Here is a 26,927-nt window from a genome sequence, read left to right as displayed (position 1 = left end):
CGAGGAGTAGGAAACGTGAGCCTGACCCTGTTGCCCGCTGTGGACGTCGCCGACGGCCAAGCCGTCCGGCTCGTGCAGGGCGCCGCCGGCAGCGAGACCGCCTACGGCGACCCGCTCGACGCGGCGCTGGCCTGGCAGAACGACGGGGCGGAGTGGATCCACCTGGTCGATCTGGACGCGGCCTTCGGCCGGGGCTCCAACGCCGCCCTGCTGGCCGAGGTGGTCGGCAAGCTGGACGTGCGGGTGGAGTTGTCCGGGGGCATCCGCGACGACGCGTCGCTGCGCGCGGCGCTCGGCACCGGGGCGGCCCGGGTGAACATCGGCACCGCCGCGCTGGAGGACCCGCAGTGGTGTGACCGGATCTGCGCCGAGTACGGCGACCGGGTGGCGATCGGTCTGGACGTGCGGGGTCGTACCCTCTCGGCGCGGGGCTGGACCCGCGACGGCGGTGACCTGTGGGAGGTGCTGGCCCGGCTGGACGCGGCCGGTGCGTCCCGGTACGTGGTGACCGACATCACCAAGGACGGCACGATGCGCGGGCCGAACCTGGACCTGCTGCGTGAGGTCTGCGCCCGTACCGACGCCCCGGTGATCGCCTCGGGCGGCGTGTCGACCCTGGACGACCTGCGTGCCCTGGCGACCCTGGAGCCGGCGGGTGTGGAGGGCGTGATCGCCGGCAAGGCGCTCTACGCCGGTGCGTTCACGGTGGCCGAGGCGCTTGCCACGTTGCGGGTGGCCGGGTGACCGACGTGGCCGGGCCGGACGACGCGACCGTCACCCGGCTCGGCTCGGGCGGCCCGTGGGAGACGGTGTACGGCTACTCCCGGGTGGTCCGGGCCGGTCGGTCGGCTTGGACGGCCGGCTGCACGTCGACCGTCGACGGGGTGGTGACGCACGTCGGCGACGCCGCCGCGCAGACCGCCCAGGCGCTGCGGATCGCCCTGGCCGCCCTGGCCGAGGTGGGTGCGGGTGCCGCCGACGTGGTGCGGACCCGGCTGTACGTGACCGACCGGCTCTTCCTCGACGAGGTCGGCCGGGCCCACAATGCCGTTTTCGGCCCGGTCCGGCCGGCTGCGACGCTTGTCGTCGTCGCCGGGCTGGTCGATCCGGACCATCTGGTGGAGGTCGAGCTGGAGGCCTACCTGCCGCCGTCCTGACCCGCCGTCCCGGCCTGTCGCCCTGACCCGCCGTCCCGGGCCGTGGCGCTGACCCGTCCCGGCCCGTGGCGCTCCCCGTGCCGGCCCGCCGCCGGGGGGAGACCCGGGTCACTTCCGGCCAGATAAGTTGTGCGCAATTGAATTGCGAGCTACGTTTTCCCGGTGAGTGACCATCTGGTGTTGCGTGATCAGGTCTGCTTCGCGCTCTATGCGGCCTCCCGCGCGCTCACCGACGTCTACCGCCCCATCCTCGACGAGTTCGGGCTCACCTACCCGCAGTACCTGGTGCTGCTGGTGCTGTGGGAGCGCGACGACCCGCCCACGGTCTCCGAGCTGGGGACCGCGCTGCGGCTCGACTCCGGCACCCTCTCCCCGCTGCTCAAACGGCTGGCGGCGGCGGGCCTGGTGGTCCGCACCCGCTCCGCGCTCGACGAGCGACGGGTTGAGGTGGGGCTGACCGCCGACGGCGCGGCCCTGCGCCAACGGATGACCGACGTGCCGTTGCGGGTGGCCTGTTCCACCGGGCTCGACGAGGCCGAGCTGGTCGCGTTGCGCGACACCCTCACCCGGGTCACCGAGACGATCCACCGACAGAAGGAGCAGTGATTCCCATGCAGGTTCTCTACACCGCGTCCGCGACCGCCACCGGCGACGGCCGGGACGGCCACGTCCGGACCTCCGACTCCACCCTCGACCTGGACCTGGCGATTCCGAAGGAGATGGGCGGCGCAGGTGGCGCGGCCAACCCTGAGCAGCTCTTCGCCGCCGGCTACGCGGCCTGCTTCCACTCCGCGCTGCGCGTGGTGGCCCGCCGGGCCAAGGCCGACGTGACCGGCTCGGTCGTCGAGGCCGAGGTCGGCATCGGAGCGAACGGCAGCGGCGGCTTCGGTCTTGCCGTCACCCTGGTGGTGGACCTGCCGGCCGTCGAGCGCGCCGCCGCCCAGCAGCTGGTCGAGGCCGCCCACCAGGTCTGCCCCTACTCGAACGCCACCCGGGGCAACATCGAGGTGGCGCTCACCGTGCGCGAGGCCGCTGCGGCCTGAGCGCCGCAGCAGACCACCACCATCGCGTACGAGAGGACGAACCGGATGACCAGCAACCGTGAGATCCACCTGGCCTCCCGCCCCCAGGGGTGGCCGACGGCCGACAACTTCCGCCTCGTCGAGACCGAGGTGCCCACCCCGGGCCCGGGGCAGATCGTGGTCCGCAACCAGTTCATGTCGGTCGACCCGTACATGCGTGGCCGGATGAACGACGTCAAGTCCTACGTGCCGCCGTACGCCCTGGACGCGCCCCTCGACGGTGGGGCGGTCGGCGAGGTGGTGGCCGGCGGGGCCGACGGGATCAGCGTCGGCGACACCGTGCTGCACGGGCTGGGCTGGCGGGAGTACGCCGTGCTCGACGGCCGGTCCGCCCGCCGGGTCGATCCGGACGTCGGCCCGGTCAGCGCCTACCTGAGCGTGCTCGGGATGACCGGGCTGACCGCGTACGCCGGGCTGCTCGACGTGGCGGCGATGCGGCCCGGGGAGACCGTGTTCGTCTCCGGCGCGGCCGGCGCGGTGGGCAGCATGGTCGGCCAGATCGCCAAGCTGCGGGGCGCCGGCCGGGTGGTCGGCAGCGCCGGCTCGCCGGCCAAGGTGGCCCGGTTGACGGAGCTCGGCTTCGACGCCGCGTTCGACTACCACGACGGTCCGGTCCGCGACGCGCTGAAGGCCGCCGCTCCGGACGGGGTCGACGTCTACTTCGACAACGTCGGCGGCGAGCACCTGGAGGCCGCCATCGGGGCGATGAACCTGCACGGTCGGGCCGCGATCTGCGGCATGATCGCGCAGTACAACTCGGCCGAGCCACCGGCCGCGCCCCGCAACCTGGCGCTGGTCATCGGCAAGCGGCTCACCCTGCGCGGCTTCCTGGTCGGCGACCACGGCGACCTGCGCGAGCAGTTCGTCACCGAGGTCGCCGGCTGGCTGCGCGAGGGCCGCCTCTCCTACGACGAGACGATCGTCGACGGCCTCGACAACGCCCCTGAAGCGTTCCTCGGCCTCCTCCGCGGCGAAAACCTCGGCAAAATGCTCGTCCGCCTCTAACCCTCCCTCCCCCTCCTCTCCGCCCCTCCTCCCCGCCCCCCGCCCCCGCCCCGGCATCGGTGATCAAGAGGTTTGCGTCACCTTTGGAGATCGAACTGACGTAAACCTCTTGATCACCGGGGAGGTGGCGGGGTTGTGGGGGAGGTGGCGGGGTTGGTGGGGTTGGGTGGGCGGGGCAGGGGGTGGGGCGGGGGCGTTGGATAGGCTCGGCGCATGACGGTGGCGGTACGGGTGATTCCGTGTCTGGACGTGGACGCCGGTCGGGTGGTCAAGGGGGTCAACTTCCTCGACCTGCGCGACGCCGGTGACCCGGTGGAGCTGGCGGCGGCGTACGACCGGGCCGGTGCGGACGAGTTGACCTTCCTGGACGTCACCGCGTCCTCGAGCGACCGGGGCACCATGCTCGACGTGGTGCGCCGGACCGCCGAGTCGGTCTTCATCCCGCTCACCGTCGGCGGTGGGGTCCGGCAGGTCGCCGACGTGGACACCCTGCTGCGCGCCGGGGCCGACAAGGTCGGGGTGAACACCGCCGCCATCGCCCGACCCGAGCTGATCGCCGAGATCGCCGACCGCTTCGGCCGGCAGGTGCTGGTGCTCTCGTTGGACGTCCGGCGGGCACCAGCCGGCACCACCCCCAGCGGTTTCGAGGTGACCACCCACGGTGGCCGCCGCGGCACCGGGCTCGACGCGGTCGAGTGGGCGGCGCGCGGGGCCGAGCTGGGCGCGGGGGAGATCCTGCTCAACTCGATGGATGCCGACGGCACCAAGGCCGGCTTCGACCTCACCCTGATCGAGGCGGTCCGCGCGGTGGTCGACGTGCCGGTGATCGCCAGCGGCGGCGCCGGCCGGGTGGCGCACTTCCCGCCCGCGATCGGCGCGGGGGCCGACGCGGTGCTCGCCGCCAGCGTCTTCCACTTCGGCGAGCTGACCGTCGGCGAGGTCAAGGACGCCCTGCGCACCGCCGGGCACCCCGTCCGCTGAGCGCACAGCCCCGGCCACCCTGTCTGCCGGGCACCCCGTCCGCTGAACGCAGCGCCGGGCACTTTGTCCGCTGAGCGCACCGCCGCAGGCGACCCCGTGCGCTGAGCGCACCGCCGCCGGGCACCCTGTCCGCTGAGCGCACCGTCGCCGGGTCGCCCCGTGCATTCGGTTGGCGCACTGCTCCTGCGGGTCGGGTGGCTCAGCGGCCGGTCTGGCCCTCCGGGGAGCGGCGCGGGGCCGGGATCGATCGGACCACGTACTCCTGCACGGCGGCGGCGTGGTCCTCCTCGGGCAGGTGCCACTGCGCGCTGCCCGGGGCGTGTCGCCGGGTGAGCACCCCCTGCATGCTGTCGACCGTGCCGCCCACTCCGGCCCGGGGCCGGGTACGCCAGAGCTGCTCGCCGTCGGGGGTGATCCGGAACCAGCCGTCGGAGACGGTGACCAGCCCCGCGCCGACCAGCCGCTGGACCGCTGTCTCCACGTCGTGCCGTTCGGGTATCGCCTGGTTGAGGTGGTCGGCGGTGGACAGCACGTCAGTGAGCCGGACCCCTTCCGGGCGGCGCGAATCCGCCGCGCGGCGGTGCCGTCCGGCGCCGCTGGCGATCACCAGTGACACGAAGATCCAGGCGTCCGTCCAGCGCCACGCATTCTCCCCCATGCACGAATGATGCCTGTAGGTGTCCGTTGAGGAAACACCTACTTCCCCCCTGTTCTGTCAGCGCAGCTCAGCGTGGTCACACCCGGACCCTCGGCAGGCGGTTTCGCCGGGAACCGTTGTCCGGGGCCGGAAACCGGTGCCTCCAGGTGGACTCCCGGGGACGCCGGAACGGCGGACACCGGTGCCCCGGGGGCCGATGACCCGGACACCGGCGACCCAAGGGCCGGTGACCCGAGGGCCGGGCTCGGGGGCGGCGGGGAAGCCGACACGGGTGGCCCGGCGACGGGTGGCCCGAGGGCCGGTTCCGGATGGTCCCGTCGGCCGGGCTCCGCAGGCGGCGGCCCGGAGACCTGCCTGCCGGGGACCTGCGGCCCGGTGTCCGGTTCCGGGTGGACCGGTTCCGGGTGGACCGGTTCGGCGGGGACGGCGAAGCGGGGGATGAAGAACTGGGCCAACGGGCCGATGCCCAGCGCGTACGCGACGGTGCCGACGCCGACGGTGCCGCCGAGCAGCCAGCCCAGCGCCAGCACGGTGATCTCGATGACGGTGCGGACCAGCCGGACGGAGCGGCCCGGCCGGCGGGCGACGTACCCGGTCATCAGGCCGTCGCGGGGGCCGGGGCCGAGCCGCGCGCCGAGGTAGAGGCCGGTGGCGGCGCCGTTGGCGACGATGCCGCCGAGCAGCAGGCCGATCCGGGCGGGCAGCGGCCACCCGGCCGGCAGCAGGGCCACCGTGGCGTCCACCACCAGTCCGATCACCAGTACGTTGCTGATCGTGCCGAGGCCCGGCCGTTGCCGCAGCGGGATCCAGAGCAGCAGCACCACCGCGCCGACGGCGATGGTCACGGTGCCGAACGACAGGCCGGTCTGCCGGGCCAGCCCCTGGTGGAAGACGTCCCACGGGTCCAGCCCGAGCCCGGAGCGGATCATCATGGCCATGCTGACCCCGTAGAGGACCAGCCCGGCATAGAGCTGGGTGAGCCGCCGGGCGGGGCGGTGCCGGAGATTGCCAATCAGAGCCATGCATGCCACTCTAGAGTCCAATATCACCCACAGAAGAGCCAATTCCGAAGGGGTGGCCGTGACCAGCCAGGTGCGAGGGGTCCAATTGGCCCGGTTGCTCGGACAGTGGCACGCGCTGCCGGGCCGTCGCCGCAGCCCCGACTACGCCGCGCTCGCCGCCGCCGTCCGGGGCCTGCTCGCCGACGGCCGGCTCCCCCTGGGGGTACGCCTGCCGGCCGAGCGGGAGCTGGCCGAGGCGCTGCGGATCAGCCGTACCACGGTCACCGCCGCGTACCGGCAGTTGCGGGAGAGCGGCCACCTGGCCAGCCGGCGCGGCGCGGGGAGCTGGACCATGCTGCCCGGCACCCACCGGGTCGCCAGCACCGGCCTGTGGACCCCGCTGGACGACCGCGACATGATCGATCTCGGGGTGGCCGCGTTGGCCGCCCCACCCGAGCTGGTGCCGGCCGCCCGAGCCGCCGTGGAGGACCTGCCGCGTTACCTGTCCGGCGCGGGCTACCACCCGACCGGCATCATCGAGCTGCGCGAGGCGGTCGCCCGGGCGTACACCGAGCGGGGGTTGCCGACCAGCGCCGAGCAGATCATGGTGACCAGCGGCACCCAGCACGCGCTGGATCTGGTGCTGCGGCTGGCCCTCGCGCCCGGTGGGAACGTGCTGGTCGAATCGCCCACCTACCCGAACGCGCTCGCCGCGTTGGCGGCCCGGCGGGCCCGGATCAGCACCCACGGCCTCGCCGTCGACGCCGGCTGGGACGCCGACCTGCTGCTGGGCAGCGTGCGGCAGACCCGGCCCAAACTGGCCTACCTGATCCCCGAGTTCCAGAACCCCACCGGCCACCTGATGCCCGCCGAGCTGCGGGAGCGGCTGGTCGCCACCGCCCACGCCGCCGGCACCGACCTGGTCGTCGACGAGTCGTTCGTGGATTTGCCGTTGGACGGCACACCGCTGCCCCCGCCGGTCGCCGTCTTCGACCGGCACTCCCGGGTGATCTCCATCGGGGGGATGAGCAAGCCCTACTGGGGCGGTCTGCGGATCGGCTGGGTACGCGCCTCCGCGCCGCAGGTGCAGCGGCTGGCCGCCGCCCGGGTCGGGGTGGACATGGCCAGCCCGGTGCTCGACCAGTTGGTGGCGGTGCACCTGCTCGCCCAGGCACCGGCGATCGTCGCGGCCCGCCGTGCGCAGCTCGTCACCCAGCGGGACGCCCTGCTCGACGTGCTCGCCGAGCGGCTCCCGGACTGGCGGGTCGGGGTGCCCCGTGGGGGCGTCACGCTCTGGGTGGAGCTGGACGGCCCGATCTCCAGCGCCCTGGCCCGGGCAGCCGAGGAGGTCGGCGTACGGCTGGCCCCCGGTCCCCGGTTCGGCCTCGACGGCACCCTGGAGCGCTTCCTGCGACTGCCCTTCACCCTGCCCGCCGCCGACCTGGTGGAGGCGGTCGGGCGGCTGGCCGCGATCCGCTACGACCTCGACCGGGGTGCCGGCCGGGCGCGCTGGCGGGAACCGGCAGTGATCGCCTGACGGCCCGCCCCGGGGACTGACGGCGGTCCCGGTCGGGACGAACCGGCCTGATCGGCGGGCGTCGGCTGGAAGACTGCCGGAGTGGGCAGCCCGCAGTGGTCGCGCGGGGTCCGGCTCGGTGCGCCCGGCTCCCGGACCACCCGGCTGGAACTCTTCTACGACCTGGTCTTCGTCTTCGCCTTCTTCAACGTCACCGCGCTGACCTCCCAGCAGCCCACCGGCACCAACCTGCTGCGCTGCCTGCTGGTGCTGGGGCTGCTCTGGTGGTGCTGGACCGGGTTCGCGGGCGTCGGCAACGTGGTCCGCGCCGACCAGGGGCTGTTGCCGGTGGTCGGCTTCGTCACCATCGCCGCCACCTTCCTGCTGGCGTTGAGCATGCCGGGGGCGTTCAACGACCGGCCCGGTGGGCTGAACGGCCCGTTGGTCTTCGTCGGCTGCTACCTCCTGGTCCGGGCCTGCCAGTTGGCCGTCTTCGGGCTGCTCGCCCGGGGCGAGGCGGCCCGGTGGCGGCAGTGGCGGCGGCTCGCGGTGCTGCCGGTGGTCGCCGCCGCCCTGCTGGTCGCCTCCGCGCTGCTGCCGCGCCGGATCTCCGGGGACGGGGCCGCCACCGCCCTGCAACTCACCCTGTGGACGGCCGCGCTGCTGCTGGAGTACGCGGCCGGGGTGCGGCTGGGCGGGACGTACTGGGTGGTGGTCTCCGCCGGGCACTGGGCGGAACGGCACGCCCTGATGGTGCTGATCGCGCTCGGCGAGTCGATCATCGCGCTGGGGGTCGGCCCGAAGTTCGTCACCGGCCTGCCGCTGACCTGGCCGGTGGTGATCGCCGCGGTGCTCGGCATCGCCGTGGCGTCGGTGCTCTGGTGGGCCTACTTCGACACCCTGGCGCTCGCCCTGGAACAGGCCCTGCACCGCAGCCGGGACCCGGCACACCGGGCCCGGTTGGCCCGGGACGCCTACACCTACCTGCACCTGCCGATCGTCGCCGGGGTCATCTTCTTCGCCCTCGGGCTCAAGGACCTGCTGACCGAGGTGGCCGACCCGGACAACCCGGACTGGGGGGTGCCGCTGGGTGGTTACTGGGTGCTGGTGCTCTACGGCGGGGTGAGTCTCTACCTGCTCAGCCTCGTCGCCTGCGGGCTGCGGGCGCTGCGGGTGCTGCGCTGGCCGCCGGTGCTGGCGGTGCTGGCGCTGGCCGCGCTCGCCCCGGTGGGGGCCCGGGTGTCCGAGGTGGGCGCGTTGGCCCTGCTGGCGCTGGTCTGCGTCGCCCTGGTGGTGGTGGAGACCCGGGGGCAGGGCCGGCGTCGGCACCGGGTACGCCAGCTGGCCCTGGCGGAACAGGAAGCCGCCGAGGCCGAGCAGAGCCGGTGGCGTCGCGAGCACCTGTGACCGGTCGACGGCCGTGTCCCGGGACGGGGGGACACGGACGTCGACCGGCCCGGACCGCTCAGATCTCGGCCAGGCTGCCCGCGTACATCCGGTCGATCTCGGCGGCGAAGTTGCTCTCCACCCCGCGTCGTTTGATCTTCAACGACGGGGTCATCTCGCCGTCCTCGATGGTCAGGTCGCGGGGCAGGACGGTCACCTTCTTGATCGTCTCCCAGCGGTTGAGCTTGGTGTTGAGCTGGGCGACGTGCTCCTCGACCATGGCCCGGGCCTCGGGCGAGGCGACGATCTCGGCGTAGTCGCGCCCGTCGAGCGGGCCGCCCGCCGCCCAACCCCGGATCGCATCCGGGTCCAGGCTGACCAGCATGGTGCAGTAGTTGCGGGCCTGACCGATCACGATCGCCTGCGAGGTGTAGGGGCAGATCGCCTTGAACATCCCCTCGATGTGCGACGGCGCGACGTACTTGCCGCCGGAGGTCTTGACCAGGTCCTTCTTGCGGTCGGTGATGCGCAGGTAACCGTCGTCGTCGAGGCTGCCGATGTCCCCGGTACGGAAGAAGCCGTCCTCGGTGAACGCGGCGGCCGTCTCCTCGGGCAGGTTGTGGTAGCCGCGCATCACCGGCCGGCCCCGGACCAGGATCTCCCCGTCGGTGTCGATCCGGCACTCCAGGTCGCCCATCGCCCGGCCGACCGTGCCGATCCGCAACCCGTCGGGCGGGTTGACGAAGTTGCCGGCGCTGGTCTCGGTCAGGCCGTACCCCTCGGAGATGGGCAGGTTCGCCGCGGCGAAGAAGGTGGCGATCTCCGCGCTCAGCGGGGCCGCCCCGGAGACGAGCACCCGGATCCGGCCGCCGAGCCGGGCCTGGAGCTTACTGAACACCAGCTTCTCGGCCACCGCGTACCTGAGCTTCAGGCCACCCGGCACCGGCCGGCCGGCCTGCTCCAGGGCGATCTTCTCCTTGCCGACCGCGACGGCCCAGGCGAAGATCTTCGCCTTCGCGCCGCCGGCGTCCTGCGCGGTGGTGACCGCCTTGTTGTAGACCTTCTCGTAGACCCGGGGCGCCCCGCACATCAGCGTCGGCCGGATCACCGACAGCAACTCGACCAGCTTGTCCACCCGCCCGTCGACGTAGGTCGGCAGTCCGACGTGTGTCGAGCCGCAGAGCAGCGTCTTGCCGAACGAGTGCGACAGCGGCAGCCAGAGGTACTGCACGTCGTCGTCGCGCAGCAGACCCGTCTCGGCCTGCACCACCCCCTCCCAGCACCAGCCGCCGTGCAGCAGCTCGACGCCCTTGGGCCGGCCGGTGGTGCCCGAGGTGTAGATCAGCGTCGCCAGGTGATCGGGGCCGACCGGGGCGATCAGCCGGTCGACCAGGCCCGGGTCGGCGGCGAGCGCCTGCGCGCCCTGCTCCTCCAGCTCGGCCAGGGTCAACTGGGGCACGGCGGCGGCCGGGTCGGGGGTGCCGTCGAAGAGCACCACGTGGGTCAGCGCGGGCAGTTGCGTGCCCGCGACCTTCGCCGCCTGGGCCGGGTTCTCCGCGAACAGCACCCGGGAACCGGAGTCGGCGATGATGTACGCCGCGTCCTGCGGCTCGGTGGTGGGGTAGACGGTGGTGGTCGCCCCGCCCGCGCACATGATGCCGAAATCGGCGATGATCCACTCCAGTCGGGTGTTCGCCAGGATCGCCACCGGATCCTCCAGCCCGACCCCGAGCCCGTGCAGGCCCGCAGCGACCGCGTCGGCCCGCCGGCCTACCTGGGCCCAGGTCAACCAGACCGGGCCGGAGTCGTCGGGTGCCGGATGGGCGAAGGCGTGCTGGTCGGGGGTCGCGGCCACCCGCTTACGGAACATGTCGGGAATGGAGCGGTACGGGATATCGAGAGCCATCGTGGAAGCCGCCTTCAGGGGTGGGTGACGTGACGGGGGTCACGTCGCGCTGCGGTTACCGAAGGGTATTGCCTGCGCCGGGGCATCGGCTAGCCCCCGTACCTGTGAGGCGGCTGAATCCCCGCAGAGGTGGCCGGTGACCGCTCCCCGAGCCCCGCGGGTGCGGCGGCCGGGTCAGGCGTACCGGTCCGCCCGTGCCGACCAGTCGTAGGTGGCGCGCAGCCACGAGCGGCGGGCCGCCAGGTAGGGCGTCAACGCGGGCCCGCCGTGCGCGACCAGCGCCGCCTCGCGGACCAGGTAGTCGGCCAGCCCGTCGTTGAACCACCCGGCAGCCAGGCGGAAGGCGGCCGCCTCACCCCGTCCGGTCTGCGCGGCGAGGACGGTCACCAGGTTGTGCGGGTCGGCCACCGGACCCTGCTCCTTGCGGTAGGAGAACAGGTCGTTGCACCAGCAGACCAGGTCGACGGCGAGGTCGTCCAGCGCGACCACCGCGGGGTCGACCCGCCTCCGGGCGCCGGGCAGTCGACCGTACGCCAGATCGGTGAGGGCCAGGCTGGGGCGTACCCCACCGGTGTGCCGGCGCATCTGGCGGTACTCCGCCACCCCCGGCACCCGCCGGTGCTCCCGGTTCGCCGCCTCCCACAGCAGCGCGAGCAGGTACGCCCGCAACTGGCTGACCAGCCGCAGCAGCAGCGCGGGGCGGCGCTGGTGGCCGACCCGGCGGCACAGGTCGGCCAGGGCGGCACCGAGCGCCCCGCCCGGTGCGCCCCGGCCGGTCGGGGCCCCGTGCCGGTCGAGGACGTCCAGCAGCGCGGCGACGGTCGGCGCGAGGGTGGCCGGCGTGCTGCCCAGCCCGTCGTCGTCGCAGACGTCGTCCACCACGAACAGCCAGGAGAACAGGTCGGTGAGCAGCCGCAGGTGCGCCACCGACGCCTGCGGGCAGGCGCGGCCGGCCAGCTCGGCGGCCCCGGCCCGGTGCAGCCGGCCCGCCGAACGACCCGCCCCGACCAGGCCCTGCCGGTGGGCCCACTCCAGGCTCGCCGCCGCCACCGCGTCGGTGGCGGCGTGCCGTCGGCTGACGAAGGGTGGTTCGAGCAGCGCCGAGACGTCGAAGCTTCGCATGGTTTCCCCAGTCGGCCACCCCACCGGTGGCGTTGCCGGAGAGTACGCCTGGGGAATCGACACAGATCATTGCCGGTGGCGGTCGGGGCGGTCGAGTCGACCGCCACGGCAGAAGGTGACGGGAACGGCACAACGGGTGACCTGCCAGCGCGCGGGTGCTCGCCGGCCGTGCGGTCCGGTGCCCGGACGGCACGCGGGTGCGGGCCGGGGCGCCTACATCCCCAGCTGGGCGGTACGCAGCCGTTCGGTCAACGCGGGCGGGCCGTCGAGCTGGACCCGGGCCACCCGTTGCCGGCCGGAGAGGAACAGCACCAGCTCACCGGGGGAGCCGACCAGGCGTACCCGGTCACCACCCCGGCCGGTGGCCACCTCGCCGTGCCCCGGCGCCTGCACCAGCAGACTGGCCGGGAACCGGCGGGCCCGGGTCCGGGCGAGCAGGGCGACCGGCTTCCACAACCGGGCGGCCAGCCCCGCCGGGAGGTCCCGGGGGTGCCACCCCGACCGGGCCCGCCGGACGTCCTCGTGGTGGATGAAGAACTCCATCGTGTTGGCCAACTCGTCGGTGAGCGGGTTGCTGACCGGGCTCCACACCGGCGGCCGGCGCACCTGGTCGACCAGCCCCGGCCAGGGCCGGGCGGCCGTGCGCAGCCGCACCCGCTCGGCGTACCCGTGCAGAGGTGGCAGCAGGATGCCACCGGCGGCGTCGGGGCGGCGCTCCCGCACCACCAGGTGGGCGGCGAGGTCCCGGGCGGTCCACCCCTCGTTGATCGTCGGGGCGTCCGGGCCCACTTCCAGCATCAGGTCGGCGAGCGCCTCGCGCTCCGCTCGGGCGTACCGCGGCATGCAGCGATCGTAGGACGGTCGGCCGCAGTCGGCGCGGCGAGCGACCCTTCCCACCTGCCCCGCGCGGTCCGGCAGCGCCGTCCGGCGGGCCGGCGGCCCGGGCGCGGTGTGGTGGCGCGGTCTTCGACGTGATGGTGGACATACCGCGCCGGGCGGCGTAGGTGGCGGCGAGCGGTAAGGATAAGGGAGATAATTGCGGCTTACGGCGGGGGAGAGCGTGGCGAGCGGGACGAGTCGGGACGTGATCCACCGGGGGTTGTGGGTCCTCGGCCGGGCGATCCGGGAACAACCGCGGATCTTCGCGGTGGCGGTCGCCGGTAGCGTGCTCTTCGGCGGGCTGGTGATCGTCAGCGCGTACGTGGTCGGCGCGGTCGTCGGCGACGTGGTGGTGCCGGCGATCGAGTCCGGCGAGGTCGGCACGAGCACGCTGGCCCTGGCCGCCGTGGCGTTGTTCGGGATCAGCGTGCTGCGGGTGGTGGGCATCTTCGGCCGTCGGCTCGGCGCCGGTTACATGCAGTTCCGCCTCCAGGCCGCCTACCGTCGCCGGGTGACGCGCCGTTACCTGGAGCTGCCGCTGTCCTGGCACCACCGCAACTCCACCGGCACGTTGCTGTCCAACGCCAACTCCGACGTCGAGGCCGCCTGGTATCCGATCGCGCCGCTGCCGTTCGCGGTGGGCACGCTGGTGATGCTGGTCGGCGCGGTCGGCTCACTCTTCGTCACCGACTGGGCGCTCGCCCTGGTCGGGCTGGCCGTGTTCCCCGCCCTGTTCGCGCTCAACGTGGTCTACTCCCGCCGGATGGCCCCCCGCCAGGCCCGGGCGCAACGGCTGCGGGCCGAGGTCAGCGGGATCGCCCACGAGAGCTTCGACGGCGCGCTGGTGGTCAAGACCATGGGCCGGGAGGCTCAGGAGACCGCCCGGTTCGCCGGCCGGGCCCACGAGCTACGCGACTCGCTGATCTCCGTCGGCCGGCTGCGGGGGGTCTTCGATCCGCTGCTGGAGACGCTGCCCAGCCTCGGCACCCTGGCCGTGCTCGTGGTCGGCACGATCCGGCTGCGGCAGGGTGCGATCACCGTCACCGAACTGGTCAGCGTCGCCTTCCTCTTCACCGTGCTGGCCTTCCCGGTGCGGGCCATCGGCTGGGTGCTGGCCGAGCTGCCCCGCAGCGTGGCCGGGTGGGACCGGGTCAGCCGGGTACTCGACGCCACCGGCGAGATGCCCTACGGGGACGTCACCCTCGCCGACGACGCCACGCCCGCCACCCTCGCCTTCGACGGCGTCCACTTCGGCTACGAGCCCGCCGAGGCGCACCTGCCCGGGACGTCTGTGCTCGGCGAGGTCGCCTTCACCGTGCCCGCCGGGCGGACGGTGGCGCTGGTCGGGCCGACCGGCGCCGGCAAGTCCACCATCGCCTCGCTGGCGGTCCGACTGGTCGACCCGGACGCCGGCACGGTCACCCTCGACGGGGTGGACGTGCGCCGGCTCACCGCCGCGTCACTCGCCTCGACCGTCGCCCTGGTCGCCCAGGTGCCGTTCGTCTTCGACGACACCGTCCGGGCCAACATCAGCCTGGACCGGCCGGGCATCGACGACGAGGACGTCTGGGCGGCGCTGCGGCTGGCCGAGGCCGACGGTTTCGTCGCCGCCCTCCCCGACGGGCTGGACACCATGGTCGGGGAGCGGGGCACCTCGCTCTCCGGCGGCCAACGACAACGTCTCACCCTGGCCCGCGCGCTGGCCGGCCGGCCCCGGCTGCTGGTGCTCGACGACGCCACCAGTGCGGTCGACCCGCGGGTCGAGGCGGCCATCCTGGCCGGGCTGCGCGCCCCGGCACCCGGCCAGCCGGCAGCCGCGTCGATCCTGGTGGTGGCCTACCGGCGGGCCACCATCGCGCTCGCCGACGAGGTGATCTACCTGGAGCAGGGCCGGGTGCTGGCCCGGGGCACCCACACCGAGCTGCTGGCCAGCGTGCCCGGCTACGTCGACCTGGTCACCGCCTACGAGCAGGCCGAGCAGGAACGCGAACAGAACCGGACGTACGACGAGGTCGCCCCGCTGCCGTCGGGCCTGGAAATCGAGGTGGACCGGTGAGCGCGAGGAGTGCAGCGCAGCGGAGCCCCGCAGTCGCGAACGAAGGGTTGGTTCGGTGAGCGCGAGGAGTGCAGCGCAGCGGAGCCCCGCAGTCGCGAACGAAGGGTTGGTTCGGTGAGCGCGAGGAGTGCAGCGCAGCGGAGCCCCGCAGTCGCGAACGAAGGGTCGACGCCGGTGAGCGCGAATGTGGGTGGCGGGGACGAGCGGGTCGAGGGGACCTGGCAGACGTTGCGCCGGGGGCTGGCGCTCTCGCCCGAGCTGCGTACCGGACTGGCCGGCACGATCGCCCTGGCGTTGGTCTACATGGTCGGCCGGGTGGCGGTCCCGGTCGCCGTGCAACGCGGCATCGACCAGGGGATCGCCGTACCCGGTGGTCCGGACCTCGGGGTGATCGTCACGGTGGTCACCGCCACCACGGCGGTGCTGGTGGTCACCACCGCCTGTGGGTACCTGATGATGCGGCGGCTGTTCACGGTCAGCGAGACCGCACTGGCCAACGTCCGGACCAGGGCGTTCCGGCACGTGCACGACCTGTCGATGCTGCACCAGCAGTCCGAGCGGCGCGGTTCGCTGGTCTCCCGGGTGACCAGCGACGTCGACCAGATCACCCACTTCCTCCAGTGGGGCGGGGTCATCCTCCTGGTCAACCTGGGCCAGCTCGTGGTCACCACGGCGGTGATGCTGGCGTACTCCTGGCAGTTGACGCTGGTGGTGCTCGTCGCGTTCACCCCGGCGGTGCTGATGATCCGGCTGCTGCAGCGCCGGTTGGCCGGGGCGTACGGGGTGGTCCGGCAGCGGATGGGCACCCTGCTCGGCACGATCGCCGAGAGCGTGGTGGGTGCGCCGGTGATCCGGGCGTACGGGGTGTCCGGGCGGACGGCCCGCCGGCTGGACGAGGCGATCGACGGGCAGCGGGTGGCCCAGCAGCGGGCGATCCGGATCAGCATCATGGGCAGCTCGGTGGGGGAGTTGGCGGCCGGGGTGGCACTGGCCGGGGTGGTGGTGGTCGGGGTGTCGCTCGGGGTGGACCGGACGCTGTCCGTCGGCCAGCTCACCGCCTTCCTGTTCCTGGTCACCCTCTTCATCCAGCCGGTGCAGATCGCCACCGAGGTGCTCAACGAGGCGCAGAACGCCATTGCCGGCTGGCGGCGGGTGCTCGACGTGCTCGACATCGCGCCGGACGTGGCCGACCCGGGCGAGCAGGGTCGGGAGCTGCCGGCCGGGCCGTTGGACATCCGCTTCGCCGGGGTGACGTTCGCCTATCCGGGCGGGCCGCCGGTGCTGCACGGCGTCACCCTGGACATCGCGGCGAAGAGCCGGGTGGCGGTGGTCGGCGAGACCGGCAGCGGCAAGACCACCTTCGCCAAGCTGCTCACCCGGCTGATGGACCCGACGCAGGGGCGGGTGCTGCTGTCCGGGGTGCCGCTGGACGAGGTGCGGTTCGACTCGTTGCGGTCCCGGGTGGTGATGGTGCCGCAGGACGGGTTCCTGTTCGACGCCACGGTCGGGGAGAACGTCCGCTTCGCCCGCCCCGAGCTGACCGACGCGCAGCTCACCGCCGCGTTCACCGAGCTGGGGCTGGCCGACTGGTTGGACGGTCTGCCGGCGGGTCTGGCCACTGCGGTGGGGGAGCGGGGGGAGGCGTTGAGCGTCGGGGAGCGGCAGCTGGTGGCGCTGGCCCGGGCGTACGTGGCGGATCCGGATCTGCTGGTGCTGGACGAGGCGACGAGCGCCGTCGACCCGGCCACCGAGGTACGCCTGCAACGCACCCTGGACGCGGTGACCCGGGGTCGTACCACGCTGGCCATCGCGCATCGCCTCTCCACCGCGCAGGCCGCCGACGAGGTGGTGGTGGTGGACCGGGGTCGGATCGTGCAGCGCGGCCCGCACGAGGAACTCCTCCGTGACCCCGACTCGGTCTACGGCCTGCTCTACGCCTCCTGGTTGGAACAGACCCGCTGACCGGCCGGCACCGGACACCGCCCTGCCACCTGCTGTGGACGCTTCGGCTGGCTGGTTGGCGCAGGCCCGCTGACGTCCGGCGCGGTGCCGGTGACGGGCGACCGGCCGCCGGGTCCGTGCCGCCGAGCAGCGTGTCCCTGCGGAATCGGCGGTCGGTGGACGTGGTCGCCCGGGTGCTCTACGCTGCGGGTTAGGTAAGGCTAACCTTTATCGGAGGTGCCCGGTGGCCCCGACCCCTGCTGAGCTGATCCGTACCCTGGTGGCCGGTCGGCTGCCCGGCCTGGTGCATCTCGCCCACCGACCCGGGCCGTTCCACGTCCGGCACGCCACCGACGTGGAGGGGCGGGTGCTGCTGCTCGTCCCGGTCTTCAGCGATCTGGCCGCCGAGCTCGACCCGGGGGTCGCCCGGGACGTCGCCGTGGTGCTCGACGTGCTCGATCTGCCTCCGGCCGCCGGAGCACCCTCGGCCGGCCGGGCCTGGGTCTCCGGCTGGGCGGTGCCACTGGACGGAGAGTCGGCCCGTCGCGCCGCCGTCGACTTCGCCGCCGTGGACCCGACCGGCGACCTGCTCGACGTCGGGAGCCGCTTCCGGCTGCACCGCTTCGAGGTGGTCGAGGCCAGGCTGGAGACCGCCGGTGTGGTGCACCGGGTCGATCCCGGCGAGTACGCCGCCGCCGAGCCGGACCCGCTGCACGCCGACGAGGCCGCGCTGCTGGCCGATCTCGCCAACCGCCACGGGCCGGAGACGGTCGCGTACCTGCGCGGTCGGCTCCGGCTGACCGGCGACGAGCCCCGGGTGGTACGCCTGGACCGCTACGGCCTGGTCGTGGCGTACGGCCGACCCGGCGACCGCCGCCGCACCCGCCTGCCGTTCCCCCACCCGGTCACCGACCCGGCGGACCTGCCCCACCTCCTGCACCCCCTGCTCCACCTCCCCACCCCGCCCACCCCCACCCCTGACCCCCACCCCCGCTCCCACCCCCGCCCCCTGCCCCGGTGATCAAGAGGTTTGCGTCATGCCGGGCGGCTTTCGTGACGTAAACCTCTTGATCACCGGGGCGGGGCATCACCGGGGCGGGGCGTCGCCGGGGCGGGGTTAGGGGAGGGGGGCGGTGAGGTAGCGGTGGATGGTGGGGCCGAGGGTTGTGGCCAGGGTGTCGGGGGTGGCGGAGGCGACCGGTTCGAGGCGGATGACGTAGCGCATCATGGCCAGGCCGATCATCTGGGTGGCGACCAGGGCGCCGCGCAGCGGCCGTTCCGCCGGGTCGAGGTCGAGCTGGTCGAGCACCCGGCGCAGCACCTGGGTGGTCAGGAACTCGCGCATCAGCCGGGCCGTCCACTCGTTGTTGCTCGCCGAGCGGAGCAGCGCCACCGCCGCCCCGCCGGCCGGCGAGTCCCACACCCCGAGGAACGTGCGGACCAGCCGTTCCCCGATCCCGTCCGGGTCGCCGGCCAGCACGGCGGGCAGCAGCGCGGCCGGGTCGACCGGGATGTCGACGGTGGCCCGGAACAGCTCCTCCTTGCTGCCGAAGTAGTGGTGGACCAGGGCCGGATCGACCCCGGCGGCGGTGGCGACCTGCCGGATCGAGGTCGCGTCGAAACCGCGTTCGGCGAACGCCGACCGGGCGGCGGCGAGGATCGCCTCCCGGGTGTCCTGGTTGCCGGGGCGGCGGCCGGTGCGTCGGGTCACCGGGCTCACCCGCTGCGCCGGCGCAGGGTCGCCGCCGCCAGCACCAGGGCCACCACCGCCGCGCCGGCCACGATCGACACGTCGCGCCACATCAGGCCGGTCGGTGTGGGGTGCGCGCCGACCTCCTGGAGCGCCTCCACCGCGTACGACAGGGGCAGCGCGTCGCTGACGGCCTGGAGCCAGCCGGCCATCTGGTCGCGCGGCACGAACAGCCCGCACAGGAGCAGTTGCGGGGCGACCACGACCGGCATGAACTGCACCGCCTGGAACTCGGTGCGGGCGAAGGCGCTGCACAGCAGCCCCAGCGCGACGGCCAGCACCGCGTTGACCGCGGCGATCAGCACGACCAGCGCGGCGGACCCGGCGGTGGTCAGCCCGAGCAGCCGGTACGCCGCGGCGGCGGCGACGGTCGACTGGACCACCCCGGCCAGCCCGAACGCGATGCCGTAGCCGAAGAGCAGGTCGAGCTTGCCCAGCGGGGTGGTGAGCAGCCGTTCCAGCGTCCCGCTGGTGCGTTCCCGGAGCATCGCGATGCTGGTCACCAGGAACATGATGATGAACGGGAAGAAGCCCAGCATCACCAGGGCCACCCGGTCGAAGGGGGACGGTCGCCCGGGTGGGGCGGGCTGGTCGGCGTACATGTAGTAGACCAGGGTGAGCAGCACCGTCGGCACCACCACCAGCAGCGCCACCGTACGCCGGTCGTGTCGCAGTTGACGCAGGATGCGCCCGGTGGTGGCGGCCAGGATCGTCGGGTTCACGCCGCCTCCCCGATGTCCGCCGGGCCGGCCTCGCCGGCCCGGATGAGGCGCAGGAACGCCTCTTCCAGGTCGTCCACCCCGGTCGCGGCGCGGACCGCGTCGGGGGTGTCGTCGGCGATCAGCCGGCCGTGGCGGATCAGCAGCAGCCGGTCGCAGCGGGCCGCCTCGTCCATCACGTGGCTGGACACCAGCAGGGTGGTCCCGGCGGCGGCCAGGGCGTGGAACCGGGCCCACAGGTCGGCCCGTAGCACCGGGTCCTGCCCGACGGTGGGCTCGTCGAGGACGACCAGTTCCGGTTCGCCGACCAGCGCGCAGGCCAGTGAGGCCCGGCTGCGTTGCCCGCCGGAGAGGGTGCCGACCAGTTGGCCGGCGGCGGCGGCCAGGCCGACGTCGGTGACCGCCGCGTCGGCGTCGGCGGCGGTACGCCCCTGGAGGGCGGCGAAGTAGCGGGCGTTCTCCCGGACCGTCAGGTCGACGTAGACGCTGGGTGCCTGGGTCAGGTAGCCGACCCGGCGGCGTAGCTCGGCCGCGCCGGCCGGTCGACCCAGCACGGTGACCGTGCCCGAGTTGATCGTCTGCACCCCGACCACGGCCCGCATCAGGGTGGTCTTGCCGCTGCCGCTCGGGCCGAGCAGCCCGGTGACCGCGCCGCGCGGCACCGTGCAGCCGATGCCGTCCAGCACCCGTCGTCGACCCCGGTCGACGACCAGGTCGCGGACGGCGATGGCGTCGTCCATCGCGCCTCCTCAAAACTCATCGTGTGTTGAAATCAACGCTAGATGAATTACCCGGTGTCGCGCAACGGTTGACTTCGAGCACGCTCGAACTGAGAACCTGGGGCACGTGGACATCAGCACGCGGGAGAGAGTCCTGTCGGTCGGCGAGGCGGCGGCCCGGGTCGGCCTGACCACCTACACACTGCGCTGGTACGAACAGGAAGGGCTGGTCGCCCCGGTCGGCCGCGACTCGGCCGGCCGCCGCCGCTACACCGAGGCCGACCTGAACTGGCTGATGCTGCTCACCCGGCTGCGCCGCACCGGCATGCCCGTGCGTGACATGCGCCGGTACGCCGAGCTGGCCCGCCAGGGCGACCGGACGCGGGCCGCCCGACGGGCGCTGTTCGAAGCCCACCGGGTCCGGGTACTGACCCGGATGGCCGAACTGGAGGAGGACCTCAAGGTGCTCAACTACAAGATCGAAATCTACCGTTGCGCGGAGGAGGGGCGATGATCCGTCGACAGCTGGGGGCCGACGGTCCGGAGGTCTCCGCGATCGGCCTGGGCTGCATGGGGATGAGCTTCGCCTACGGCGGGCCGGACGACGCGGAGTCGACGCGCACCCTGCACCGCGCCCTCGACCTGGGGGTGAACCACCTCGACACCGCCGACATGTACGGCTTCGGCGCCAACGAGCGGCTGCTCGCCCCGGTGGTGCGGGCCCGCCGCGACGAGGTCTTCCTGGCCACCAAGTTCGGCAACCGACGCACCCCCGACGGCACCGGGGTCCGCGTCGACAGCAGCGCGGCCTGGGCCCGGGAGGCCTGTGACGCCTCCCTCGGGCGGCTCGGGGTCGACACCATCGACCTGTACTACCTGCACCGCCGTGACCCGGGCACCCCGATCGAGGAGACCGTCACGGCGATGGCCGAGCTGGTCGAGGCGGGCAAGGTGCGCCGGCTCGGCCTGTCCGAGGTCAGCCCGGCGACCCTGCGTACGGCCCACGCGGTGCACCCGATCTCGGCCGTGCAGATGGAGTACTCCCTGTTCACCCGGGACGTCGAGGGGGAGATGCTGGACACCTGCCGGGAGTTGGGGGTGGCCCTGGTGGCGTACTCACCGGTCGGGCGGGGGCTGCTCACCGGGGCGATCACCGGGCGGGACCAGCTCGCCGAGGGTGACTGGCGGGCGGCGGCTCCCCGCTTCGCGGCGGAGAGCCTCGACGCCAACCTGCGCCTGGTGGCCGCCGTCCGGGCGGTGGCCGACGAGATCGGCTGCACGCCGGCCCAGGCCGCCCTGGCCTGGCTGCTCGCCCAGGGCCCGGACGTGCTCCCGATCCCGGGCACCAAGCGGGTCCGCTACCTGGAGGAGAACACCGCCGCCGCCGATCTGCGGCTCACCGCCGCCCAACAGGCCCGGTTGCGGGAGGCGGTCCCCGCCGACGCGGTGGCCGGCGAGCGGTACGCGGCAGCCGGGATGCGGACGGTCGGCCACTGACCTGCGCCGGTCGCCTCTCTCGCCACGAACGGCCCGATCCGGTCACCTCGGCCGGTGTCCGGATCGGGCCGCGTGCTCAGGCGACCGTCAGCACCTGCGGCCCTACCCTCGGATCGGGCGCTAGCCTTCTTACCGGTCTTTAGCCCCGACCCGGGCTTCAGCCTTCGGACCGGGCGCTAGCCTTCTGACCGGACAGGATGTCCGCCTTCGGGCATTGCGGACCTGATCGGACGTACGGCACGATGGCGCGGTGGATCACGCTCCGTTGCCGGAGGCCGCCTTCCTGGCCGACTGGACCGACCGGTTACGGGCCTCCGCCGAGCGTCCGGTGGTCGGGATTCTGCTGCGCGGCAGCCACGCCCGGTCAGCCGCCACCGCCTACAGTGACGTCGACCTCGACGTCCTGGTCACCGCGACCGGCCGGCCCGTCCCGGCGGATCCGTGGCACCTGTCACCGCTGTCGGACCCGTCACCGCCCTCGGACCCGGCGTCCCCGCCCGGTGCGGGGCCGTCGGCCCTGTCGCGCCGGGCCGCTGCGCCGGGCCGCCCGAGCGGGTCGGTCCCGCGCCGGGCCCGCGCCGGGCCGGTCCGCCGTCCGCACCGGGCCCGACCGGTCCGGCCCGGCAGACGACCCCGGTCGACGCCGACCGCGCCGGTCCGGGTGGCACGGGCCGGCCGGCCGAGACGCCGTACGACACCCGTCGCGCCTACCTGACCGAGGTCGACGGGCGGATCGTGCACGTCTCGGTGGCCGCGCGGGACGTCCGCACCTGGGTCGACCGGCTGGGCGAACCCGCCGACTGGGCGTTCGGGCTGCCGGTGACCACCCCCACCCGGCTGCTCTGGGCCGACCCGACCTGGCGTCGCCGGATCGACCTGCCCGTGCTCTGCCAGCCCGCCGACCAGCCCCGGCTGGAGGAGCTGGTCGCCACCCTCGGCAAGGTGGCCGGGGCGCTGGCCGCCGACGACCCGCTCGGCGTCCGGCTGGCCGCCGCCGACCTGGCCCGGCTCTGCCCGTGCGTGCTGCGCCCGGCCAACCCGGGGGTGCGGGTGGTGTCCCGCCGGGCCGCCTTCGCCGCCGCCCTGGACCTGCCGGTCGCGCCGCCGGGCTACCGCGACGACATGCTGCGCTGCCTGGGGGTACGCCCCGCTGCCGCCGCCGAGGTCGGCGTCGCCGCGGCCCGCCTGGTGGCCGGGGTGCTCCCGCTGGTCCGCCCGTACGCCGATCGGATCGCCGAGACGGCCGGCCCGGACCTCGCCCTGGCGCTGCACGATGGCCGGCTGGACCGCTACGTCGCCCAGTTGTCCCGGGCGGTCGGGGACGGGGCGCAGGTGCCCGCACCGCGTGCGGGACAATCGGGAACTGTGCCCGTACCTGACTCTGCCCCCAGCGACGGCGGACCCGCCGACGCGGCCCGCCCGTCCCGTCTCGACCCGGCCATCGCCGCCCGGCTGCGCCGCACCCCGGACGGCCTGGTGGCCGCAGTCGTGCGCCAGCACGACACCGGCGAGGTGCTGATGGTCGCCTGGATGGACGACGAGGCGCTGCACCGCACCCTCACCACCGGCCGGGCCACCTACTGGTCGCGCAGCCGGCAGGAGTACTGGGTCAAGGGCGCCACCTCCGGCCACCACCAGTACGTCCGTTCGGTGGCGTTGGACTGCGACGGCGACGCGCTGCTGGTCGGCGTGGACCAGGTCGGCGCTGCCTGCCACACCGGCGAACACACCTGCTTCTTCACCGAACTCCCGGTCACCGGTCAGGGGGTCCAGCGATGACCGACGGTGCGCTCAGCCCGGATCTCGCGGGGTTCGTGGCGGCGGCGGCCCGGTGGCGGGTGGTGCCGGTGACCCGCCGGCTGCTGGCCGACGCGGAGACCCCGGTGGGGGTCTACCGCAAGCTGGCCGGCGGGCCGGGAACGTTCCTGCTGGAGTCCGCCGAGCAGGGTGTCGGTTCGGCCGGCATGGCCTGGTCGCGGTACTCGTTCATCGGGGTGCGCAGCAGCGCCACCCTGGTCGAACGGGACGGCGTCGCGCAGTGGACCGGCACCCGCCGGCCGGCGTTCCGGTCTCCGGCGACCCGGTGCACGTGCTGCGGGAGACCGTCGAGGCGCTCGCCGGTGGCACCCCGGACCCGGCGGCGGGCCTGCCGCCGCTGACCGGTGGCATGGTCGGCTACCTGGGGTACGACCTGATCCGCCGGTTCGAGCGGTTGCCCGAGCTGACCGAGGACGACCTCGGGGTGCCGGAGTTGGGCATGATGCTCGCCACCGACCTGGTGGTGCTGGACCACTACGACGGGTCGGCGATCCTGGTCGCCAACGCGGTGCTGCCACCGCTTACCGACCCGGACCGGGCCGACCGGGTCACCGCCGCCTACCACCACGCGGTGGGGCGGCTCGACGCGATGACCACCGCGTTGTCCCGACCGATTCCGCCCATGATCTCGACGGTGGGTCGGCCACCGGCCGGCGACGTGGTCAGCCGCACCCCGGACGGCGGCTACCCGAAGGCGGTCGAGGCGGCGAAGGAGGCGATCCGGGCCGGCGAGTGCTTCCAGATCGTGCTGGCCCAACGCTTCGAGCGGGCCACCGACGCCGACCCGCTGGACGTCTACCGGGTGCTGCGGACGACCAACCCGAGCCCGTACATGTACCTGCTGCGCTTCGACGGGTTCGACATCGTCGGCTCGTCCCCGGAGGCGCACCTCAAGGTCAACGCCGACACCGACGGGCAGCGGCGGGCGATGTTGCACCCGATCGCCGGCACCCGGCCGCGCGGGTCCACCCCGGTCGCCGACGCCCGGCTCGCCACCGAGCTGCTGGCCGACCCGAAGGAACGCGCCGAGCACGTGATGCTTGTCGACCTGGGCCGCAACGACCTGGGCCGGGTCTGCCAGCCGGGCACCGTGCAGGTGCCGGAGTTCGCCACCATCGAGCGGTACAGCCACGTGATGCACATCGTCTCCACGGTGGTGGGCACCCTGCGCGAGGACCGGACGGCCTTCGACGCGCTGGCCGCGACCTTCCCGGCCGGCACCCTGTCCGGGGCCCCGAAGGTCCGCGCCATGGAGATCATCGAAGGGTTGGAGCCGGTGCGCCGAGGGCTCTACGGCGGCACCGTGGGCTACTTCGGGTTCGGCGGCGACCTCGACATGGCGATCGCGATCCGGACCGCGCTGATCCGCGACGGCCGGGCGTACGTGCAGGCCGGGGCGGGGGTGGTGGCCGATTCTGATCCGGCCGCCGAGGACCAGGAGACCCGGAACAAGGCCGCCGCCGTGCTGGCTGCCATCGCCGCCGCCGAGACCCTGCGACCGGCCCGGTGAGCGGCACCGCCTCCGACGGTCCGGCTGTCCCCGACGGTTCGGCGGAATCCGGCGGTTCGGCCACCTCCGGGCGGCGTGAGCTGACGTACGCCGTGCTGCTCTGCCTGGCGGGGGCGGGCCTGGCCACCTGGACGGCGACCCGCACCTGGTCGGTGGAGGTGCTCGCCCGGGGGGCGTTGCCGCCGGCCCGGCAGGACCGCTCCGGGGCGGACCTGCTGCCCTGGCTGTCCGCGTTGGCGCTGGTCGCGTTGGCCGGTGGCGGTGCGGTGCTGGCCACCCGGGGCGGCTGCGGCGGCTGCTGGGTGGTTTCGTCGCCCTGCTCGGCCTGGCGGTGGCGGCCGGTGGCGGTTACGGGCTGGCCGTCGACCCGGGGGCTGAGGCGCACCGGCAGTGGCCGGCGCTCTGCCTGCTCGGCGGCCTGGTGGCGGCCGGAGGCGGGTTGCTCACCGCGCTGCGCGGCGCGGGTTGGCCGACGATGGGTGCCCGCTACGAGCGGACGGCGCGCGCCACCGGGCCGGACCGGCCCGACGGTCGGCCGATCGCCGAGGGGGGCAACCGGGCGGCGTGGGACGCGCTCGACCGGGGTGAGGACCCGACGGTCAGCTGACCGGCTGCGGCGCGCAGGTGGCGCGCTGGTCCCGAACGGCCCGCCGGTCCTGACCCGGGTGCCGGTCCCGGGCCGCGGCCCGGGTGGCGGCCAGCTCGGCGACCAGGCGGTCCAGCTCGGCGCGCTGGTCGGCGCGCGCCCGGTCGGCGCAGACCGCCTCCCAGGCGTTGCCCGGGCGGTGCGTACCCGCCCCTCGCCCGCGACGACCCGTTCCAGGGTGTGCACCACCTCGACGGCCAGCGAGGCGACGGTTCGGGAGATGGTGGTGAGTCCGATGCCGGCGTTCGGCCCCGCAGTGCTCATAGGTCACCCCGCACGATGAGATCCGATGGTGGGCAGGCGCATGGTCGAGTCTGCCCGAAACCGATGCTGCCCGGTTCACGTTTCGCCCTGGTGACGGGCCGGTCAACGGCCCCTACCTGCACCGGGCGGAGATCCTTGAGTTTCGTCACAGCCGCCTCGACCGGGCCGAGCTGCGCGGTGCGCCGGAACGTGATCTCATAACGCATATGGGCGTCTATCGATGGTCCGGGCGGCTCCGGACGACGGATGTCGATGACACCCGCCGACGGGTACGGTGGCGCTGTGTGACATTCCGTTCACCGGAGGTCCGGCATCATGCCACAGCCCATCTCGTGAGGAGCGCCATACCCCCGGCACTTGTCGCCAGGTGGCGCCCCCTAGCATCGGCCCATGACACCCGGAGAGGGGAGTCCGTTGGTGACTGCTGAGCATGCGCACGCAGAGGGGGACGGGGCCGGTTCGGCGGCGTCCGCAAGCGTGCTCGACGAGATCCTGGCCGGCGTCCGCGAGGATGTGGCGCGACGGCAGGAGCAGCTTCCGCTGGAGCGGTTGCGCGAACTGGCCGCCGCCGCGCCGCCGCCGCTGGACGCGTACGCGGCCCTGCGCAAGCCCGGCGTGGCCGTGATCGCCGAGGTGAAGCGTTCCTCACCGAGCCGGGGCCGACTGGCCGAGATCGCCGACCCGGCCGAGCTGGCCGGCGAGTACGCCTCGGGTGGTGCCCGGGCGATCAGTGTGCTGACCGAGGGGCGCTGGTTCGGTGGCTCACTCGACGACCTGGCGGCGGTGCGGGCTGCGGTGCAGGTGCCGGTCCTGCGTAAGGACTTCGTGGTCTCCAGCTACCAGGTGCACGAGGCCCGGGCGCACGGTGCCGACCTGGTGCTGCTGATCGTCGCCGCGCTGGAGCAGAACGCCCTGGTCGGGTTGCTGGAGCGGATCGAGTCGCTCGGCATGTGCGCGCTGGTCGAGGTGCACACCGAGGAGGAGGCCGACCGGGCCCTGGAGGCCGGCGCGCAGGTGATCGGGGTCAACGCCCGTGACCTGCGTACCCTGGAGGTCGACCGGTCGGTGTTCGAACGGATCGCCCCCGGCCTGCCGAGCAGCGTCGTCAAGATCGCCGAGTCCGGCGTGCGCGGTCCGCACGACCTGATCCGGTACGCCTCGGCCGGCGCCGACGCCGTCCTGGTGGGCGAGGGGCTGGTCACCCAGAAGAGCCCCCGTGAGGCGGTCGCCGAGCTGGTCAACGCCGGGAACCACCCGGCCACGCCCCGCCCGGCGCGCTGACCCGACGGGCAGATCTGCGCAGCGAGAGGACAT

Annotated in this window: 22 protein-coding genes and 5 pseudogenes; 18 read left to right on the top strand and 9 right to left on the bottom strand. The window is 73.9% G+C overall.

Annotated elements, in window-relative coordinates; translation table 11 throughout:
• Positions 1-15: 15 nt before the first annotated feature.
• The 6 genes from priA to hisF all read left to right on the top strand — a co-directional run bounded on the left by priA (position 16) and on the right by hisF (position 4,225).
• Positions 16-744, top strand: a complete 729-nt coding sequence (gene priA, locus J7462_RS10760) for a bifunctional 1-(5-phosphoribosyl)-5-((5-phosphoribosylamino)methylideneamino)imidazole-4-carboxamide isomerase/phosphoribosylanthranilate isomerase PriA (RefSeq protein WP_219463896.1) — start codon at positions 16-18, stop codon at positions 742-744.
• Positions 741-1,157, top strand: a complete 417-nt coding sequence (locus J7462_RS10755) for a Rid family hydrolase (protein WP_208569712.1) — start codon at positions 741-743, stop codon at positions 1,155-1,157. The genes priA and J7462_RS10755 overlap by 4 nt, the downstream gene beginning before the upstream one ends.
• Positions 1,158-1,319: 162 nt before the next feature.
• Positions 1,320-1,763: a MarR family winged helix-turn-helix transcriptional regulator gene (locus J7462_RS10750; protein ID WP_219463894.1), complete on the top strand. Its 444-nt coding sequence runs from the start codon at positions 1,320-1,322 to the stop codon at positions 1,761-1,763.
• A 5-nt stretch (positions 1,764-1,768) separates the two neighbouring features.
• Positions 1,769-2,200: an organic hydroperoxide resistance protein gene (locus tag J7462_RS10745; protein ID WP_244253193.1), complete on the top strand. Its 432-nt coding sequence runs from the start codon at positions 1,769-1,771 to the stop codon at positions 2,198-2,200.
• 45 nt (positions 2,201-2,245) lie between these two features.
• Positions 2,246-3,244: an NADP-dependent oxidoreductase gene (locus tag J7462_RS10740; protein WP_219463891.1), complete on the top strand. Its 999-nt coding sequence runs from the start codon at positions 2,246-2,248 to the stop codon at positions 3,242-3,244.
• Positions 3,245-3,457: 213 nt separating this feature from the next.
• Positions 3,458-4,225 (top strand): imidazole glycerol phosphate synthase subunit HisF, encoded by a 768-nt coding sequence (hisF, locus tag J7462_RS10735; RefSeq protein ID WP_208569708.1) that lies wholly within the window; start codon positions 3,458-3,460, stop codon positions 4,223-4,225.
• A 199-nt stretch (positions 4,226-4,424) separates the two neighbouring features.
• Here hisF and J7462_RS10730 read toward each other — a convergent pair whose 3' ends face one another.
• Positions 4,425-4,883 (bottom strand): hypothetical protein, encoded by a 459-nt coding sequence (locus J7462_RS10730; RefSeq protein ID WP_208569707.1) that lies wholly within the window; start codon positions 4,881-4,883, stop codon positions 4,425-4,427.
• Positions 4,884-5,242: 359 nt separating this feature from the next.
• Positions 5,243-5,905 (bottom strand): annotated as a pseudogene (locus J7462_RS10725) (YitT family protein); the annotation flags it as partial.
• Positions 5,906-5,963: 58 nt separating this feature from the next.
• Here J7462_RS10725 and J7462_RS10720 point away from each other — a divergent pair.
• The gene (locus J7462_RS10720) at positions 5,964-7,421 is read left to right on the top strand and encodes a PLP-dependent aminotransferase family protein (protein WP_219463889.1); all 1,458 of its coding nucleotides are present in this window, start codon (positions 5,964-5,966) and stop codon (positions 7,419-7,421) included.
• Between the two features lie 81 nt (positions 7,422-7,502).
• Positions 7,503-8,807 carry a low temperature requirement protein A gene (locus J7462_RS10715; RefSeq protein ID WP_219463887.1) on the top strand — a complete coding sequence of 435 codons (1,305 nt, stop codon included), beginning with the start codon at positions 7,503-7,505 and terminating at the stop codon, positions 8,805-8,807.
• A gap of 58 nt (positions 8,808-8,865) precedes the next feature.
• Here J7462_RS10715 and J7462_RS10710 read toward each other — a convergent pair whose 3' ends face one another.
• The 3 genes from J7462_RS10710 to J7462_RS10700 all read right to left on the bottom strand — a co-directional run bounded on the left by J7462_RS10710 (position 8,866) and on the right by J7462_RS10700 (position 12,657).
• A complete protein-coding gene (locus J7462_RS10710; protein WP_208569704.1) occupies positions 8,866-10,692 on the bottom strand; it encodes a long-chain fatty acid--CoA ligase in 1,827 nt (608 codons plus the stop codon).
• Positions 10,693-10,866: 174 nt separating this feature from the next.
• Positions 10,867-11,814, bottom strand: a complete 948-nt coding sequence (locus J7462_RS10705; protein ID WP_219463886.1) for a terpene synthase — start codon at positions 11,812-11,814, stop codon at positions 10,867-10,869.
• Positions 11,815-12,027: 213 nt separating this feature from the next.
• On the bottom strand, positions 12,028-12,657 hold the full coding sequence (locus tag J7462_RS10700) for a TIGR03085 family metal-binding protein (protein WP_219463884.1): 630 nt from the start codon (positions 12,655-12,657) through the stop codon (positions 12,028-12,030).
• 217 nt (positions 12,658-12,874) lie between these two features.
• Between J7462_RS10700 and J7462_RS10695 the strand changes: the two genes are divergently transcribed.
• The 3 genes from J7462_RS10695 (at position 12,875) to J7462_RS10685 (ending at position 17,711) form a co-directional block, all read left to right on the top strand.
• Positions 12,875-14,749 (top strand): ABC transporter ATP-binding protein, encoded by a 1,875-nt coding sequence (locus J7462_RS10695; protein WP_219463881.1) that lies wholly within the window; start codon positions 12,875-12,877, stop codon positions 14,747-14,749.
• A 174-nt stretch (positions 14,750-14,923) separates the two neighbouring features.
• Positions 14,924-16,711, top strand: coding sequence for an ABC transporter ATP-binding protein (locus tag J7462_RS10690; protein ID WP_308290857.1), 1,788 nt, complete (start codon positions 14,924-14,926; stop codon positions 16,709-16,711).
• Between the two features lie 223 nt (positions 16,712-16,934).
• The gene (locus tag J7462_RS10685) at positions 16,935-17,711 is read left to right on the top strand and encodes a DUF2470 domain-containing protein (RefSeq protein ID WP_308290856.1); all 777 of its coding nucleotides are present in this window, start codon (positions 16,935-16,937) and stop codon (positions 17,709-17,711) included.
• A gap of 96 nt (positions 17,712-17,807) precedes the next feature.
• Here J7462_RS10685 and J7462_RS10680 read toward each other — a convergent pair whose 3' ends face one another.
• Genes J7462_RS10680 through J7462_RS10670 form a run of 3 tightly spaced genes read right to left on the bottom strand, consistent with a single transcriptional unit; the run spans position 17,808 to position 19,899 of the window.
• On the bottom strand, positions 17,808-18,401 hold the full coding sequence (locus tag J7462_RS10680) for a TetR family transcriptional regulator (RefSeq protein WP_219463879.1): 594 nt from the start codon (positions 18,399-18,401) through the stop codon (positions 17,808-17,810).
• Between the two features lie 5 nt (positions 18,402-18,406).
• On the bottom strand, positions 18,407-19,162 hold the full coding sequence (locus J7462_RS10675; protein WP_219463877.1) for an ABC transporter permease: 756 nt from the start codon (positions 19,160-19,162) through the stop codon (positions 18,407-18,409).
• Entirely contained in the window at positions 19,159-19,899 is a 741-nt protein-coding gene (locus J7462_RS10670) for an ABC transporter ATP-binding protein (RefSeq protein WP_219463875.1), read from the bottom strand. Before J7462_RS10670 ends, J7462_RS10675 begins: the two co-directional genes overlap by 4 nt.
• 106 nt (positions 19,900-20,005) lie before the next feature.
• On the opposite strand from J7462_RS10670, the gene J7462_RS10665 reads away from it, so the two are divergent.
• From J7462_RS10665 to J7462_RS10645, 6 genes and pseudogenes are all read left to right on the top strand, one after another.
• Entirely contained in the window at positions 20,006-20,392 is a 387-nt protein-coding gene (locus tag J7462_RS10665) for a MerR family transcriptional regulator (protein WP_208569696.1), read from the top strand.
• The gene (locus J7462_RS10660; protein WP_219463872.1) at positions 20,389-21,375 is read left to right on the top strand and encodes an aldo/keto reductase; all 987 of its coding nucleotides are present in this window, start codon (positions 20,389-20,391) and stop codon (positions 21,373-21,375) included. The genes J7462_RS10665 and J7462_RS10660 overlap by 4 nt, the downstream gene beginning before the upstream one ends.
• A 441-nt stretch (positions 21,376-21,816) precedes the next feature.
• Positions 21,817-22,533, top strand: a pseudogene (locus tag J7462_RS33255) (hypothetical protein); the annotation flags it as partial.
• 207 nt (positions 22,534-22,740) lie between these two features.
• Positions 22,741-23,154, top strand: coding sequence for a phosphoribosyl-AMP cyclohydrolase (gene hisI, locus J7462_RS32100; protein WP_308291109.1), 414 nt, complete (start codon positions 22,741-22,743; stop codon positions 23,152-23,154).
• Positions 23,151-24,703: pseudogene (locus J7462_RS10650) on the top strand (anthranilate synthase component I). Before hisI ends, J7462_RS10650 begins: the two are co-directional and overlap by 4 nt.
• A pseudogene (locus J7462_RS10645) lies at positions 24,700-25,310 on the top strand (Trp biosynthesis-associated membrane protein). Before J7462_RS10650 ends, J7462_RS10645 begins: the two co-directional pseudogenes overlap by 4 nt.
• On the opposite strand, the pseudogene J7462_RS10640 reads toward J7462_RS10645, so the two are convergent.
• Positions 25,303-25,613: pseudogene (locus J7462_RS10640) on the bottom strand (hypothetical protein). The pseudogenes J7462_RS10645 and J7462_RS10640 overlap by 8 nt on opposite strands.
• 477 nt (positions 25,614-26,090) lie before the next feature.
• Here J7462_RS10640 and trpC point away from each other — a divergent pair.
• Complete coding sequence (gene trpC, locus J7462_RS10635; RefSeq protein WP_176738808.1) at positions 26,091-26,894, top strand: indole-3-glycerol phosphate synthase TrpC; 804 nt, start codon at positions 26,091-26,093, stop codon at positions 26,892-26,894.
• Positions 26,895-26,927 lie beyond the last annotated feature (33 nt).

Source organism: Micromonospora sp. RL09-050-HVF-A, from assembly GCF_019374995.1.
Taxonomy (GTDB): domain Bacteria; phylum Actinomycetota; class Actinomycetes; order Mycobacteriales; family Micromonosporaceae; genus Micromonospora; species Micromonospora antibiotica.
The sequence above is the reverse complement of the archived record's forward strand: the minus strand, read 5'-3'. Positions and strand labels throughout refer to the sequence as shown.